Annotated in this window: 13 protein-coding genes; 10 read left to right on the top strand and 3 right to left on the bottom strand. The window is 55.9% G+C overall.

Annotated elements, in window-relative coordinates:
* The first annotated feature begins 81 nt into the window (after positions 1 to 81).
* From dapF to LF929_RS01255, 7 genes are all read left to right on the top strand, one after another.
* A complete protein-coding gene (gene dapF / locus LF929_RS01225) occupies positions 82 to 906 on the top strand; it encodes a diaminopimelate epimerase (RefSeq protein ID WP_016942887.1) in 825 nt (274 codons plus the stop codon).
* Positions 903 to 1,604 (top strand): DUF484 domain-containing protein, encoded by a 702-nt coding sequence (locus LF929_RS01230; protein WP_153508897.1) that lies wholly within the window; start codon positions 903 to 905, stop codon positions 1,602 to 1,604. Before dapF ends, LF929_RS01230 begins: the two co-directional genes overlap by 4 nt.
* Positions 1,601 to 2,509, top strand: coding sequence for a tyrosine recombinase XerC (gene xerC, locus LF929_RS01235; RefSeq protein ID WP_210177430.1), 909 nt, complete (start codon positions 1,601 to 1,603; stop codon positions 2,507 to 2,509). The genes LF929_RS01230 and xerC overlap by 4 nt, the downstream gene beginning before the upstream one ends.
* The gene (yigB, locus tag LF929_RS01240) at positions 2,509 to 3,225 is read left to right on the top strand and encodes a 5-amino-6-(5-phospho-D-ribitylamino)uracil phosphatase YigB (RefSeq protein WP_019845845.1); all 717 of its coding nucleotides are present in this window, start codon (positions 2,509 to 2,511) and stop codon (positions 3,223 to 3,225) included. Before xerC ends, yigB begins: the two co-directional genes overlap by 1 nt.
* Positions 3,226 to 3,311: 86 nt before the next feature.
* Positions 3,312 to 5,474, top strand: a complete 2,163-nt coding sequence (gene uvrD, locus LF929_RS01245) for a DNA helicase II (RefSeq protein WP_038905913.1) — start codon at positions 3,312 to 3,314, stop codon at positions 5,472 to 5,474.
* A 371-nt stretch (positions 5,475 to 5,845) separates the two neighbouring features.
* Positions 5,846 to 6,796 carry a magnesium/cobalt transporter CorA gene (gene corA, locus LF929_RS01250; protein ID WP_038905912.1) on the top strand — a complete coding sequence of 317 codons (951 nt, stop codon included), beginning with the start codon at positions 5,846 to 5,848 and terminating at the stop codon, positions 6,794 to 6,796.
* Between the two features lie 178 nt (positions 6,797 to 6,974).
* Positions 6,975 to 8,033 (top strand): AbrB family transcriptional regulator, encoded by a 1,059-nt coding sequence (locus tag LF929_RS01255; RefSeq protein ID WP_038905911.1) that lies wholly within the window; start codon positions 6,975 to 6,977, stop codon positions 8,031 to 8,033.
* Here LF929_RS01255 and rarD read toward each other — a convergent pair.
* Positions 7,989 to 8,912, bottom strand: a complete 924-nt coding sequence (gene rarD, locus LF929_RS01260; protein ID WP_226092821.1) for an EamA family transporter RarD — start codon at positions 8,910 to 8,912, stop codon at positions 7,989 to 7,991. The genes LF929_RS01255 and rarD overlap by 45 nt on opposite strands.
* A gap of 102 nt (positions 8,913 to 9,014) precedes the next feature.
* Positions 9,015 to 9,485: a thioesterase family protein gene (locus LF929_RS01265; protein WP_023640956.1), complete on the bottom strand. Its 471-nt coding sequence runs from the start codon at positions 9,483 to 9,485 to the stop codon at positions 9,015 to 9,017.
* A 224-nt stretch (positions 9,486 to 9,709) separates the two neighbouring features.
* Between LF929_RS01265 and pldA the strand changes: the two genes are divergently transcribed.
* From pldA to rhtC, 3 genes are all read left to right on the top strand, one after another.
* On the top strand, positions 9,710 to 10,579 hold the full coding sequence (pldA, locus tag LF929_RS01270; RefSeq protein ID WP_038905909.1) for a phospholipase A: 870 nt from the start codon (positions 9,710 to 9,712) through the stop codon (positions 10,577 to 10,579).
* A gap of 183 nt (positions 10,580 to 10,762) precedes the next feature.
* Positions 10,763 to 12,607 carry an ATP-dependent DNA helicase RecQ gene (gene recQ, locus LF929_RS01275; protein WP_226092820.1) on the top strand — a complete coding sequence of 615 codons (1,845 nt, stop codon included), beginning with the start codon at positions 10,763 to 10,765 and terminating at the stop codon, positions 12,605 to 12,607.
* Positions 12,608 to 12,669: 62 nt separating this feature from the next.
* Positions 12,670 to 13,293 (top strand): threonine export protein RhtC, encoded by a 624-nt coding sequence (rhtC, locus tag LF929_RS01280; RefSeq protein ID WP_226092819.1) that lies wholly within the window; start codon positions 12,670 to 12,672, stop codon positions 13,291 to 13,293.
* A gap of 58 nt (positions 13,294 to 13,351) precedes the next feature.
* On the opposite strand, the gene rhtB is transcribed toward rhtC, so the two are convergent.
* Positions 13,352 to 13,972, bottom strand: a complete 621-nt coding sequence (rhtB, locus tag LF929_RS01285; protein WP_038905907.1) for a homoserine/homoserine lactone efflux protein — start codon at positions 13,970 to 13,972, stop codon at positions 13,352 to 13,354.
* Positions 13,973 to 14,023: the final 51 nt, after the last annotated feature.

Consider the following 14,023-nt stretch of genomic DNA (forward strand, 5'->3'; position numbering starts at 1 on the left):
AATACGTAGGGTGATTGAGGGTAATCTCACGGGTTGCGACAGTATGGCTGCCGCGCCCGTTTAACGCAGCGGGGTCAGGAAATGCAGTTCTCCAAAATGCACGGTCTGGGCAATGATTTCATGGTTGTCGATGCCGTGACGCAGAATGTCTACTTTTCACCGGATCTGATCCGTCGTTTATCGGATCGGCATTGCGGAGTGGGGTTCGATCAACTATTGATCGTCGAACCGCCTTACGATCCTGAGCTGGATTTTCACTATCGCATCTTCAACGCCGATGGCAGTGAAGTGGCGCAGTGCGGTAATGGCGCGCGCTGTTTTGCGCGTTTTGTCCGCCTGAAAGGGTTGACCAGTAAACGTGAGATCAACGTCAGTACGCATAACGGTCGCATGGTACTGTCGGTGACGGAAGATGAACTGGTGCGGGTCAATATGGGCGAACCCAACTTTGAACCCCAACAGGTGCCGTTTCGGGCGACCAAGCCGGAAAAAACCTATATTTTGCGCGCCGCTGAACACACGGTGTTGTGCGGTGTGGTGTCGATGGGTAACCCGCATTGCGTACTTCAGGTGGATAATGTGGATACCGCGCCGGTAGAGGAACAAGGCCCGTTGCTGGAAAACCATGAGCGTTTTCCTGAGCGCGCTAATGTCGGCTTTATGCAGGTGGTCAATCCCCATCTTATCCGGTTGCGTGTCTTTGAGCGCGGTGCGGGGGAAACGCAAGCCTGCGGTAGCGGTGCCTGCGCCGCCGTGGCGGTCGGCATTCAACAGGGGCTGCTGGCAGCGGATGTCAAAGTCCAGCTGCCTGGCGGTGAACTGGACATTCACTGGGACGGCCCCGGTCATCCGTTGTTTATGACCGGCCCGGCAACCCATGTTTATGATGGATTTATTCATCTATGAAAAATGTGGAAGAGCAGGCTGAACGTCAGGCGTTGACTGACGAACTGGTGTTACAGCATCTGCACCAGCACCCTGACTTTTTCATTCGTCATGCCCACCAGGTTGAGAGCCTGCGCATTCCACACCCGGTACGGGGCAGCGTATCGCTGGTTGAGTGGCAACTGGCCCGTCAGCGTAACCGCATCCAGTTCCTGGAAGAGGAGATCGCCTTGCTGATGGAGCAGGCGACCCGCAACGAGGCACTGTTCAGTCAGCTGTTAGCGTTGCAGATGGCACTGTCGACCGCCGATTCTTTGCAGGACTTGCTCGACCGGCTGCACCGTTGGGCGCGCCAATTAGGGTTAGCGGGGGCGGCTATCCGGCTGTTTACCGATCGCTGGCGTATCGGCGCGCCTTCCGATTTTACCCATCTGGCCCTTAACCGGACACTGTTTGAGCCTTTGCGCATCCAGCGGTTGGGCGAACGACATCACTACCTTGGTACCCTCAACGGCCCCGAACTGCTGCTCCTGTTACCGCAGGCGCGCCATGTCGGTTCGGTCGCGCTGTCGCTGATGGGAAAACAGGGCGACCTGGGGCTGTTGATTTTCAGCAGCCGTGACAGCCACCATTATCAGGACGGCATGGGTACCGAGCTGCTGCAACATCTGGCGACGATCGTGCCAGTGTTGCTGGAGCGATGGATTGAACGCCTATGAACCCCGATTCCCCTTTGTCAGCCCCGGCAGACGCCTTTCTGCGTTACCTGCGGGTTGAACGACAACTGAGTCCGCTGACACAACGCAGCTACGCCCATCAGTTACAGGTAATTATCGAGATGCTGTCGGCATCTGGCGTGACGGACTGGTCATCGCTGGATGCGGCGGGAGTCCGTGCCGTGGTTGCCCGCAGCAAGCGTGATGGCCTGAATGCGGCCAGTCTGGCACAACGGTTGTCTGCGTTACGCAGCTTTCTTGACTGGCTGGTGGGCCGTGGCGAGCTCAAGGCCAACCCTGCCCGCGGTGTGCCCGCACCGAAAGCCGGGCGGCATCTGCCCAAAAACATGGATGTGGATGAAATGGACCGCCTGCTGGATATCGATCTCAATGATCCGCTGGCGGTGCGTGACCGTGCCATGCTGGAAGTGATGTATGGTGCCGGGCTGCGTCTGGCGGAGCTGGTTGGGCTGGATTGCGGACACGTCAATCTGGAGAGCGGCGAAGTATGGGTGATGGGAAAAGGCAGCAAAGAGCGTAAATTGCCTATCGGCGCGACGGCGGTAACCTGGTTGACGCACTGGCTGGCTATCCGCGAGATTTATGCGCCAGAGGATGACGCGGTGTTTGTCTCCAGTCTGGGTAAGCGTATTTCGATGCGCAACGTGCAGAAACGTTTTGCCGAATGGGGCGTCAAACAGGGGGTGAACAGCCATGTTCATCCGCATAAACTGCGACATTCATTTGCTACCCATATGCTGGAATCCAGTGGTGACCTGCGCGCTGTGCAGGAATTGTTGGGCCATGCTAACCTCTCCACCACCCAGATCTATACCCATCTGGACTTTCAGCATCTGGCATCGGTGTACGATGCCGCGCACCCACGCGCTAAACGAGGTAAATCCTGATGTATTTTTATCGCCCGCTCGATCGGATTGATGCCATGACATTCGATTTGGACGATACCCTGTACGATAACCATGATGTTATCCGGCGTACGGAACAGGAGTCGTTGCGGTTTTTGCAGAACTACCACCCCGGGTTACAGGCGTTCACCAGCGAAGGGTTGCGGCAGTTGCGCCAGGAACTGCTGGCGCAAGAGCCAGAGATTTATCACGATGTGACCCACTGGCGCTGGCGCTCCGTACACCTGGCAATGACCCGGGTGGGCATGTCGCCAAACGAGGCTAAAACCGGTGCGGATGCGGTCATGGCGGAGTTTGCCCGCTGGCGCAGTGACATCACGGTGCCGCAGGAAACCCACGACACACTACGTGCGTTGGGGCAGCGTTGGCCACTGGTGGCGATCACCAACGGCAATGCGGATCCCCATGCCTGCGGCCTTGGCGACTATTTTCAGTTTATTCTGCGTGCCGGCCCGGATGGCCGTTCCAAACCGTCTCATGATATGTATCAGCTCGCCGCCGGGCGGCTGAATTTACCGTTGCACAACCTGCTACATGTGGGGGATGATCTGACCACCGACGTAGCAGGAGCGATCCGCAGCGGCGTGCAATCCTGCTGGATTAACCTGCGTGACGGCAACCTGATGCAGATTCACGATTCCCGACTGTTGCCGCATGTGGAAATTTTCAGTTTGGCATCGCTGACCACGTTGCTATAATTCTGCTATTTTTACTGTATATATAATCAGTGGAATTTGTCTCCGATCCGGAGGCCGGGTTCCCTTTTGACGGATAACCGACGCCTATGGACGTTTCTGACCTGCTCGACAGTCTGAATGATAAACAGCGTGACGCCGTGGCGGCGCCGCGCAGCAATATGCTGGTACTGGCTGGCGCAGGCAGTGGCAAAACCCGCGTACTGGTGCACCGTATCGCCTGGTTGCTGACGGTGGAAAACTGCTCGCCGTATTCGATCATGGCGGTGACCTTTACCAACAAGGCGGCGGCGGAAATGCGCCACCGTATCGATCAACTGCTCGGCACCAGCCAGGGGGGAATGTGGATCGGTACTTTCCACGGTCTGGCACATCGCTTACTGCGTGCGCACCATCTGGATGCCGGGTTACCGCAGGATTTCCAGATTCTGGACAGCGAAGATCAACTGCGGTTGCTCAAACGACTGATTAAAGCGTTGAATCTGGACGAGAAACAATGGCCGCCCCGTCAGGCGATGTGGTACATCAACGGCAAAAAAGACGAAGGCCTGCGGCCACAGCATATCGATAGCTACGGCAATCCGGTGGAGCAGACCTGGTTGCGCATCTATCAGGCTTATCAGGAAGCCTGTGATCGCGCAGGGTTGGTGGATTTTGCCGAACTGCTGTTGCGTGCCCATGAGTTGTGGCTCAACAAACCGCATATTCTTCAGCATTATCGCGATCGCTTTAACAACATTCTGGTGGATGAGTTTCAGGATACCAACCGCATCCAGTATGCCTGGATCCGCCTGTTGGCTGGCGATAGCGCCAAAGTGATGATTGTCGGCGACGACGACCAGTCAATCTACGGCTGGCGTGGGGCGCAGGTGGAGAACATCCAGCATTTCCTGCGTGACTTCAACGACGTGGCGACTATCCGTCTGGAGCAGAATTACCGTTCCACCGCCAATATTCTTAACGCTGCCAACGCGTTGATTGCCCACAACGGCGATCGACTGGGTAAAAACCTGTGGACTGACGGTATTGAAGGCGAGCCGATTTCGCTCTACTGCGCCTTTAACGAACTGGATGAAGCACGGTTTGTGGTCAGCCGCATCAAGGTGTGGCAGGAAGCGGGCGGTGCGCTCAGCGAATGCGCTATTTTGTATCGCAGCAACGCCCAATCCCGTGTACTGGAGGAGGCGTTGTTGCAGCAAAGCCTGCCGTACCGGATTTATGGCGGTATGCGCTTCTTCGAACGACAGGAAATCAAAGACGCGTTGTCTTATTTGCGCTTGATGACCAATCGCAACGATGACGCCGCTTTTGAGCGTGTGGTCAACACCCCGACGCGCGGTATCGGCGATCGCACCCTGGATGTGGTGCGACAGACCGCCCGCGACCGTCAGTTGACACTGTGGCAGGCCACGCGTGCGTTGCTACAGGAAAAGGTGCTAGCCGGGCGTGCGGCGGCAGCATTACAGCGTTTTCTGGAACTGGTGGATGCGCTTGCCAGCGATACCGCTGACTTACCCTTGCATGTGCAGACCGACCGGGTGATTCGCGATTCCGGCTTGTGGAGCATGTACGAGCAGGAGAAAGGCGAAAAAGGCCAGGCGAGGGTAGAGAACCTGGAAGAACTGGTGACGGCGACCCGGCAATTCAGCTATCAGGATGAAGATCAGGATTTGCTGCCACTACAGGCGTTTTTGTCTCACGCGGCGCTGGAAGCTGGCGAGGGGCAGGCGGATGCCTATCAGGACGCGGTGCAATTGATGACACTGCACTCCGCCAAAGGGCTGGAGTTCCCGCAGGTGTTTGTCGTCGGTATGGAAGAGGGGATGTTCCCCAGCCAGATGTCGCTGGACGAAGGCGGTCGTCTGGAAGAAGAGCGTCGGCTGGCGTATGTCGGCGTGACGCGGGCCATGCAGAAACTGACGCTGACTTACGCCGAAAGCCGCCGGTTATACGGTAAGGAGACCTACCACCGTCCGTCACGCTTTATTGGCGAGTTGCCGCCTGAATGTGTGGAAGAGGTACGGCTGCGCGCCAGTGTCTCGCGTCCGGTCAATCATCAGCGCCTGGGGACGCCAATCAGCCAGAGCGACACCGGCTATAAGCTGGGGCAGCGCGTGCGCCACGCCAAGTTCGGCGAAGGCACCATTGTTAACGTAGAAGGCAGCGGTGAGCATTGTCGTATCCAGGTCGCTTTTGTGGGTCAGGGTATCAAGTGGCTGGTGGCTGCTTATGCCCGTCTGGAGGCGGTATAGCGTCGTCGAGGGATGAGGGCGTATGGTGTTCAGTCTGTGCTCATCGGATGTGACGGGTGGACACAGACTAATCATCTGATTGTCTGTTGACAGTCTTTTTCATCTCAGCGTAACATGCGCCCATCATTATTCCCGGAGGACCCACGCCTTGGACACACCCAGTCGATACTGGCTCAATAACCTACTGATTAGGTATAACTTCTAAGGCTATCTTCCCTGTGCTGATAGCCTTTAAGGTTATCAGCGACACCGTTTGTCGCATCGAGTCAGCACCGTCTCACGGCCTGAAACCTGATGGTGACGTTTCCCACCCAGTTTCTGTGTTTCAATCGCGTTTTGTCCCTCTTTGTTACATTTTGGGAGCATGGCTTATGCTGAGCGCATTTAAACTCGATAACTGCCGTTTAACTCGCCTGGAACTGGATGAAAGTGACGACCTGACTACCTCGTTATGGGTGGATTTGGTCGAGCCGGATGCCGAAGAGCGAGAGTGCGTGCAGAGTCAGCTGGGACAAAGCCTGGCGACCCGACCGGAACTGGAAGACATCGAAGCATCAGCCCGTTTTTTCGAAGATGAGGATGGGCTGCATATTCACTCCTTTTTCTTTTTTGAAGACACGGACGATCACGCCGGTAACTCCACGGTGGCGTTTACTATTCGTGATGGCCGCCTGTATACGTTGCGTGAGCGCGAGTTGCCTGCTTTCCGTCTTTACCGCATGCGCGCCCGCGCGCAAACACTGGTCGATGGCAATGCGTACGAACTGCTGCTCGACCTGTTTGAAACCAAGATAGAACAGCTGGCGGATGAAATTGAAAATATCTACAGCGACCTGGAATCTCTGAGCCGGGTGATCATGGATGGCCGCCAGGGTGATGAATATGACGACGCGCTGTCGACGCTGGCGGAGCTGGAGGATGTGGGCTGGAAAGTGCGCCTGTGTCTGATGGATACCCAGCGGGCGCTGAACTTTTTGGTGCGTCGTGCCCGCCTGCCAAGTGGTCAATTAGAGCAGGCGCGCGAAATTCTGCGAGATATCGAGTCGCTGTTGCCGCATAACGAATCGCTGTTTCAGAAGGTCAACTTCCTGATGCAGGCCGCGATGGGGTTTATCAACATCGAACAAAACCGCATCATCAAAATCTTCTCGGTGGTATCGGTGGTGTTCCTGCCGCCAACACTGGTGGCATCCAGCTATGGGATGAACTTCGAATTCATGCCGGAACTGAAGTGGGCCTACGGCTATCCCGGCGCACTGGTGCTGATGCTGCTGGCCGGTCTGGCTCCTTACCTGTACTTCAAACGCCGTAACTGGCTCTAACGCCTCCCCCCTTTTCTCCCGACAGATGACTCGTTGACCGCAAGGCTGACGAGTCTCTGCTACGCTTATCATTGATAATTATTGATAACGGACAGATTTAGCACCGATAGATGCCCGTCAATTGGGCTGGCAGGGTAAAATAACCGCTCTTGTTTTGATGCTGTAACAGGTACTGTGCATGGAGAAGTTTTCCGCATCGACACAATGGTTCATGCTGCTGGCAGTATCGTTGGTGTTGGGATTTGGTTTACAGTTTTATCATGTTCCGGCGGCACTGTTGCTCGGGCCGATGCTGGTCGGTGTGGTCATGGGCCTGAACGGTGCGGCCATTCGTATTCCCCGTACGTTCTTTTATGCCAGTAATGCCGTGCTGGGCTGTCTGGTCGCGCAAAGTCTCTCCCTGTCTATCCTGACGCCACTGATGAAAGAGTGGCCGTTGGTGGTCTTCATTCTGTTATCGACACTGATTGCCAGCGGCTTGTCCGGTTGGCTGTTGATGCGTTACAGCGAACTGCCGGGAACGACCGGCACCTGGGGGGCATCACCGGGTGGTGCATCAGCCATGGTGGCTATGGCGAGTGATTTTGGCGCGGATGTTCGTCTGGTGGCGTTCATGCAGTACCTGCGGGTATTGATGGTGACTGCGTCGGCGGCGTTTGTGGCGCGAGCCAGTCTCGGGCCGGGTGCCGAAGCCAATAATGCGTTACTGGTTTGGTTCCCCACGCTGGACTGGCGCTTCCCCGGTACGCTGGCGATGGCGTTTAGTTGTGCCTGGGTGGGTCGATTGTTGCGTATTCCTTCCGGCCAACTGTTGGTGCCCATGATCGTCGGGTCACTATTACATTCTTCCGGCATCATGACATTGCAAACACCGGAATGGTTACTGGCGGTGGCTTATGCCTTGATTGGCTGGAGTGTTGGGCTGTCATTTACCCGGCCGGTGTTTTTGCTGGCGCTGCGTACGCTGCCAAAAATGATGCTTTCGATTATTACGCTCATGCTGCTGTGTGGTGGGATGGCGTTGATGCTGATGCATCTGCTATCGGTGGATATGCTGACCGCCTATCTGGCAACCAGCCCCGGCGGGCTGGATTCTATCGCCATTATTGCCGCCGGTAGCCGGGTGGATATCGCATTTGTGATGGCGCTGCAGACGATGCGCCTGTTCACTACCCTGATTTTCAGCCCGATCTTATCGCGTTACATCTCGCGTCACGCGGTGGCTGGTGCGGCGTAACCGCCGCTGCGTATAGAGCGCATCGAGCGTAAACACGCCGAGTGCCAGCCAGATGAACGAAAAGGTGACCAGCCTGTCTGGTGTGATGGTTTCACCGTAGACCAGTATCGCCAGCAGGAAGGTCAGCGTCGGTGCCAGATACTGAAAAAAGCCCAGTGTAGACAACCGCAAGCGTACGGCGGCGGCGGTAAACAGCAGCAGCGGCACCGTAGTCACCACGCCTGACGCCATCAACAGCAGATTGAGCGATAACGGGTTTTGACTGAATTGGCTGGTGGGTGAATCGGCCAGCCATTCCAGATAAACCAGTGCCGCAGGCAACAGCCACAGCGTTTCAAACAGCATCCCGGTCTGGCCGTCGATGGCGATCTTTTTACGCAACAAGCCGTAAACGCCGAAGCTGAAGGCCAGGGTGAGCGCAATCACCGGCAGTGAGCCGAGCACCCACAACTGTACCAGTACGCCACACACCGCCAGCAGCATCGCCAGCCATTGTGTCGGACGAAAGCGCTCGCCAAGAAATAGCATTCCCAGTAGCACGCTGACCAACGGGTTGATGAAATAGCCCAAACTCGCTTCCAGCATGTGGTTATGGTTGACTGCCCAGATATACGTCAGCCAGTTACAGGCGACCAGTATGGCGGTAATCGCCAGCAGCAATAGCTGGCGCGGCTGACGGCAGGCATTACGCACCGCCCCCCAGTTACGGCACAGGGTCAGCAGCAACAGCATGAAAAAGAATGACCAGATAATCCGGTGGCCCAGAATTTCATTAGCCGGTACTTGCCTGATTTGTTTGAAATAAATTGGGGCAATCCCCCAGAGGATATAGGCACCAAGGGCGAACAGAACCCCCTGGCGGTGTTGTGGCATGCTCATTGATAAGAAACCAGTCACCCGCGAATGAAAAATCCAGTGTACCGGAGCACAACGCGGGTGTCTTGTTACCGATCGCTGATAAGTCCTCTGCCACGGTGCGTGTTAGCCAACGATATAGGTGGCGATGGCACTGGCGATATGCGAGTGTTTTTCATTGTGCAGCTCGGCCCGCGCGACGGCGATTTTATTTCCGCCACGTAGCAAATGACTGGTCAGGGTAAAGTGTTCGCCGCGACCAGGCCGCAGGTAATCCACCCGCAGGTCGATGGTGCCCATGCGTGAGAGCCGATGCTGTAACTCCTGTTCGCTCAGGGTGTCGTGGCGCAATAACGCGCTGCCCACGCACACCAACCCTGCCGCCACATCCAGACCGGCGGCGATCACGCCACCGTGCAGGATCTGCTGCAACGCGTTACCCACCAGCTTGTTCTGATGGTTAAAACGCAGTGTTACCGAGTCCGGTGAAAAGGCATCCAGCGTGAGGCCCAGTTCCTGATTGAACGGCATCTGATAGATAAAAATATCGCTGACACGCTGACGTATCCTATCCTGAGTGAGCGGTGTAGTAGGCATGTGCGAGTCCTTAATAATAATAACGCCGGTAGGGTAGTTAATTTTTATGTTTTTATTGGTTAATGAGTTGTTATTTTAGGCGGCGTTATAGTTTCTTGCTACTGGTGGTAGTGATAAGAACAGGATAACTGCGTAAACCGGATGCGCTGTGTACACTATCCGCCGCGACTTCAGTTCGTTATTGGGGCCACTTATCTATCACGATCCTTTGGGAGATGACGTACATGTATAAATCAGGCGGGGTAGCGATTGCGCTGATGCTGGCGGCGACGGCGCAGGCGCAAGAGGCTCACGTTCAGGAAATTCATGATGCACCAGCCGTACCGGGCAGTATTATCGCTGGTCTGCTGCAACAGCATGATACGCCGTTTATTCTCTACCCGTATGAAAGCAACTACCTGCTTTATACCTACACCAGCGATATCAATAAGCAGGCGATTGAGAGTTACAGCTGGGCTGATCATGCCCGCAAAGATGAAGTGAACTTTCAGATAAGCCTGGGTTTTCCGCTGTGGCGCGGCATCGCCGGTGATAACTCACTGTTGGGCGCATCCTATACCCAGCGTTCCTGGTGGCAGATGTCCAATAAAAGTGAGTCTTCTCCGTTTCGTGAAACCAACTACGAACCGCAATTGTTTCTTGGCTGGGCGACCGATTATCGCTTTGCCGGCTGGACGCTGCGCGATGTGGAATGGGGATTTAATCATCAGTCGAATGGACGTGCCGACCCGACCTCGCGGAGCTGGAACCGGGTCTATGCCCGCCTGATGGCGCAAAACGGCAACTGGCAGGTTGACGTGAAACCCTGGATTCGCTTGCACGACAGTGAAGATGATAACCCGGACATTATCCGCTACATGGGCCATTACCGGGTGCGTGTCGGTTATCGTTGGGGTGATAGCGTTTTTAGTGCCGAAGGGCGTTATAACTGGAACAGCGGTTACGGCAGCGGCGAGATAGGCTGGAGTTATCCGATCACCGACCATGTGCGTTTTTATACCAAGGTATTCAGTGGTTACGGCGAGTCGCTGATCGATTACAACCACCGCCAGACCCGCTACGGCATTGGTGTGACGCTCAATGACATGCTGTAGTCATTGCGTTCTGCTTACGGGTATCGCTGCGGGCCGTTACAGAAAACCCGGCAACAAACATTGCAGTTTTAGCGGGTGGCGCTGAAAATAGCGGCGGTTTGTTTTTCCCGGCTTGTTTTCCAGCCTGTGTTTTTCCCAAAGCAGTGACTAACTTTTTTCAAGGCAGTGAATAACGGTGAAGGCGTGTCTACGGCAGACGTATTGAATGCGGACGTATTGAGTAAAGAAATGCTGGTGATGCAGGTACTGCGCGAAACCTTCGGCTACCAGCAATTCCGGCCGGGCCAGCAGGACATTATCAATGCCGCCATCAACGGGCGCGATTGCCTGGTGATCATGCCGACCGGCGGTGGGAAATCCCTGTGTTATCAGATCCCGGCGCTGGTGCTGGATGGGCTGACGCTGGTGGTATCGCCGTTGATTTCCCTGATGAAAGATCAGGTCGATCAATTGCAGGCCTACGGTGTGGCGGCGGCGTGCCTCAATTCGACCCAGAGTCGTGAACAGCAACAGGCGGTGTTTAACGCCTGTCGTTGTGGTGAGCTGAAGCTGTTGTACATTGCGCCGGAACGCCTCTCGACCGACGGTTTTCTGGAGCAACTGGCGCACTGGAATACGTCGCTTATCGCCATTGACGAAGCGCACTGTATTTCCCAGTGGGGGCACGATTTCCGCCCCGAATACCGCGCACTGGGGCAGATTAAGCAGCAGTGTCCTACTCTGCCGATTGTGGCGCTGACCGCGACTGCTGACGACACCACCCGTCAGGATATCGCGCGGTTGCTGGATTTACGCGACCCGCTGGTCAATATCAGCAGTTTTGACCGCCCCAATATCCGTTACACGCTGGTGGAAAAATTCAAACCGCTCGATCAACTGTGGCTATTTATACATGGGCAGCGTGGTAAGAGCGGCATCGTGTATTGCAACAGTCGGGCGAAAGTCGAAGACCTGTGCGCCCGGTTGCAAAACCGTGGGCTGAGTGTTGGAGCCTACCACGCCGGGCTGGAGAACGAGCGCCGCGCACAAGTGCAGGAGGCGTTTTTGCGCGACGACCTGCAGGTGGTGGTGGCGACCGTTGCGTTCGGGATGGGGATCAATAAACCGAACGTCCGTTTTGTGGTGCATTTTGATATCCCACGTAATATCGAATCCTATTATCAGGAAACCGGCCGTGCGGGGCGCGATGGGTTGCCCGCCGAAGCGGCGCTGTTTTATGATCCGGCGGATATGGCCTGGTTGCGTCGTTGTCTGGAAGAGAAACCGGCGGGGATGCAACTGGATATTGAACGGCACAAGCTGAATGCGATGGGCGCGTTTGCCGAAGCGCAAACCTGCCGTCGTCTGGTGCTGCTCAATTACTTTGGCGAAAACCGCCAGCAGCCGTGCGGTAACTGCGATATTTGCCTTGATCCGCCACGGCGTTATGACGGACTGGTGGACGCGCAGAAAGCCTTGTCCTGTGTTTACCGCGTGGGGCAACGGTTTGGGATTGGCTACATCGCTGAAGTGCTGCGTGGTGCCAATAATCAGCGCATCCGCGAATTCGGTCACGACAAATTGCCGGTGTACGGCCTGGGTAAGGACAAAACTCAGGAGCAGTGGGTCAGTATTTTGCGTCAGTTGATTCATCTGGGCCTGCTGGCGCAAAACATTGCCCATCATTCCGCACTGCAACTGACCGAGTCGGCGCGGCCGGTACTGCGCGGCGAAGTGCCGTTGCAACTGGCGGTACCGCGTGTGGCCAGTTTGAGTAAGCCGCGTGCCAGTCAGAAGAGCTACGGCGGCAATTACGACCGTAAGCTGTTCGCCAAGCTGCGTAAATTGCGTAAATCCATTGCGGACGAAGACAATATTCCGCCATACGTGGTGTTTAGTGATGCCACGCTGTTGGAAATGGCTGAACTGTTGCCGGTGACCGCCAGTGAGTTGCTGGCGGTCAATGGCGTCGGTCAGCGGAAACTGGAGCGATTTGGCGTCCCCTTTATGACGTTGATTCGTGATCATCTCGATAGCGGCGACGACTGAAGCGTGCTTAGTCTGTTAGTCGGGGCCATAGCCCTTTCTGACTCGTAAAAAAAGGAATAAATATGTTGATACTGTTTCTTACCGTGGCGTTGGTGCATTTGATTGCACTGATGAGCCCAGGGCCGGATTTCTTTTTTGTTTCCCAGACGGCGATTAGTCGTTCTCGTCGCGAAGCGCTGATGGGGGTGTTGGGGATTACACTGGGCGTACTGGTGTGGGCCGCTATCGCCTTGCTGGGGTTGCACCTGTTACTCGAGCGCATGGCGTGGCTGCACCGCATTGTCACCGTCGGCGGCGGTTTGTATCTGTGCTGGATGGGCTGGCAACTGCTGCGCTCGGCGTTGCGTAAGCGTGCTCATCAGGAGGATGGCTCTGTTGAGGTGGTATTGCCGCAGCGGGGTAAGACCTTTATGCGCGGGCTGTTAACCAACTTGTCTAACCCTAAAGCGCTGATTTATTTCGGTAGTGTGTTTTCGCTGTTTGTCGGTGATGACGTGGGGGCGGCGGCACGCTGGGGCCTGTTCACGCTCATCTCACTGGAAACCTTGCTGTGGTTTAGCGTGGTAGCGCTGGTGTTTGCCTTGCCAGTCATGCGTCGTGGTTATCAGCGGCTGGCGAAATGGGTGGATGGTCTGGCGGGCGCGCTGTTTACCGGCTTTGGTATCCATCTGATTATTTCGCGTTGATGCACACTTACGGGGAGACACTCGCCGCAGCATGCGCGGCGAGTCGGTAATACGGGATTCAGGCTTTACGCGCTGTAGCCAGCAGCGCGCCGACCAGAATGAACAGTGAGCCAAAGGTGCGGTTGAGCTGCTTGAGCTGGCGCGGGCCTTTCAGCCACCGTGCGATGCGTCGCGCCAGTGTGGCATAACCAATCATCACGACCACATCCACGACCACGGTGGTGACGCCCAGCACCAGATACTGCATCGCCTGGGGCTGGTGCGGAATAATAAACTGGGGGAACAGTGCTGCCAGAAACACGATGCTTTTCGGGTTGGTCAGGTTGACCAGGATCGCCCGTTTAAACAGTCGGCGGCGCGGCATACTGTTCGCCAGCGTCTGCAAATCCAGTGACCCGGCGCTACGCCATTGTTGAATACCCAGCCAGATCAGGTAAGCGGCACCGAGCCATTTCAGGGCATCAAATGCCAGTACCGACTGCGATAACAGCGCCCCAAGACCAATCCCCACCAGCACGATGTGAATAGTCAGACCCAGTTGCAGCCCGGCGATAGAGGCAACCGCGCCCCGGTAGCCGTGGCTGATGCTGGTGCTCATGGTGTTGATAGCGCCGGAACCGGGCGACAGACTTAAAATAAGCGTGGTGAGAAGGTAGGTTAGCCACCAGTCTTGGGTCATGGGTGAATGCTCCCTGATTGCGGTTTTTTATGCCACAATACGCTAACGCCT

This window comes from Dickeya oryzae, assembly GCF_020406815.2.
GTDB lineage: Bacteria > Pseudomonadota > Gammaproteobacteria > Enterobacterales > Enterobacteriaceae > Dickeya > Dickeya oryzae.

Excerpts from the sequence above, each read along its gene's own strand:
- LF929_RS01265 (WP_023640956.1), bottom strand. The coding sequence starts at position 9,485 with ATGCCTACTACACCGCTCACTCAGGATAGGATACGTCAGCGTGTCAGC.
- uvrD (WP_038905913.1), top strand. The coding sequence starts at position 3,312 with ATGGACGTTTCTGACCTGCTCGACAGTCTGAATGATAAACAGCGTGAC.
- LF929_RS01255 (WP_038905911.1), top strand. The coding sequence starts at position 6,975 with ATGGAGAAGTTTTCCGCATCGACACAATGGTTCATGCTGCTGGCAGTA.
- corA (WP_038905912.1), top strand. The coding sequence starts at position 5,846 with ATGCTGAGCGCATTTAAACTCGATAACTGCCGTTTAACTCGCCTGGAA.
- rarD (WP_226092821.1), bottom strand. The coding sequence starts at position 8,912 with ATGAGCATGCCACAACACCGCCAGGGGGTTCTGTTCGCCCTTGGTGCC.
- pldA (WP_038905909.1), top strand. The coding sequence starts at position 9,710 with ATGTATAAATCAGGCGGGGTAGCGATTGCGCTGATGCTGGCGGCGACG.
- yigB (WP_019845845.1), top strand. The coding sequence starts at position 2,509 with ATGTATTTTTATCGCCCGCTCGATCGGATTGATGCCATGACATTCGAT.
- dapF (WP_016942887.1), top strand. The coding sequence starts at position 82 with ATGCAGTTCTCCAAAATGCACGGTCTGGGCAATGATTTCATGGTTGTC.
- rhtC (WP_226092819.1), top strand. The coding sequence starts at position 12,670 with ATGTTGATACTGTTTCTTACCGTGGCGTTGGTGCATTTGATTGCACTG.
- LF929_RS01230 (WP_153508897.1), top strand. The coding sequence starts at position 903 with ATGAAAAATGTGGAAGAGCAGGCTGAACGTCAGGCGTTGACTGACGAA.
- xerC (WP_210177430.1), top strand. The coding sequence starts at position 1,601 with ATGAACCCCGATTCCCCTTTGTCAGCCCCGGCAGACGCCTTTCTGCGT.
- rhtB (WP_038905907.1), bottom strand. The coding sequence starts at position 13,972 with ATGACCCAAGACTGGTGGCTAACCTACCTTCTCACCACGCTTATTTTA.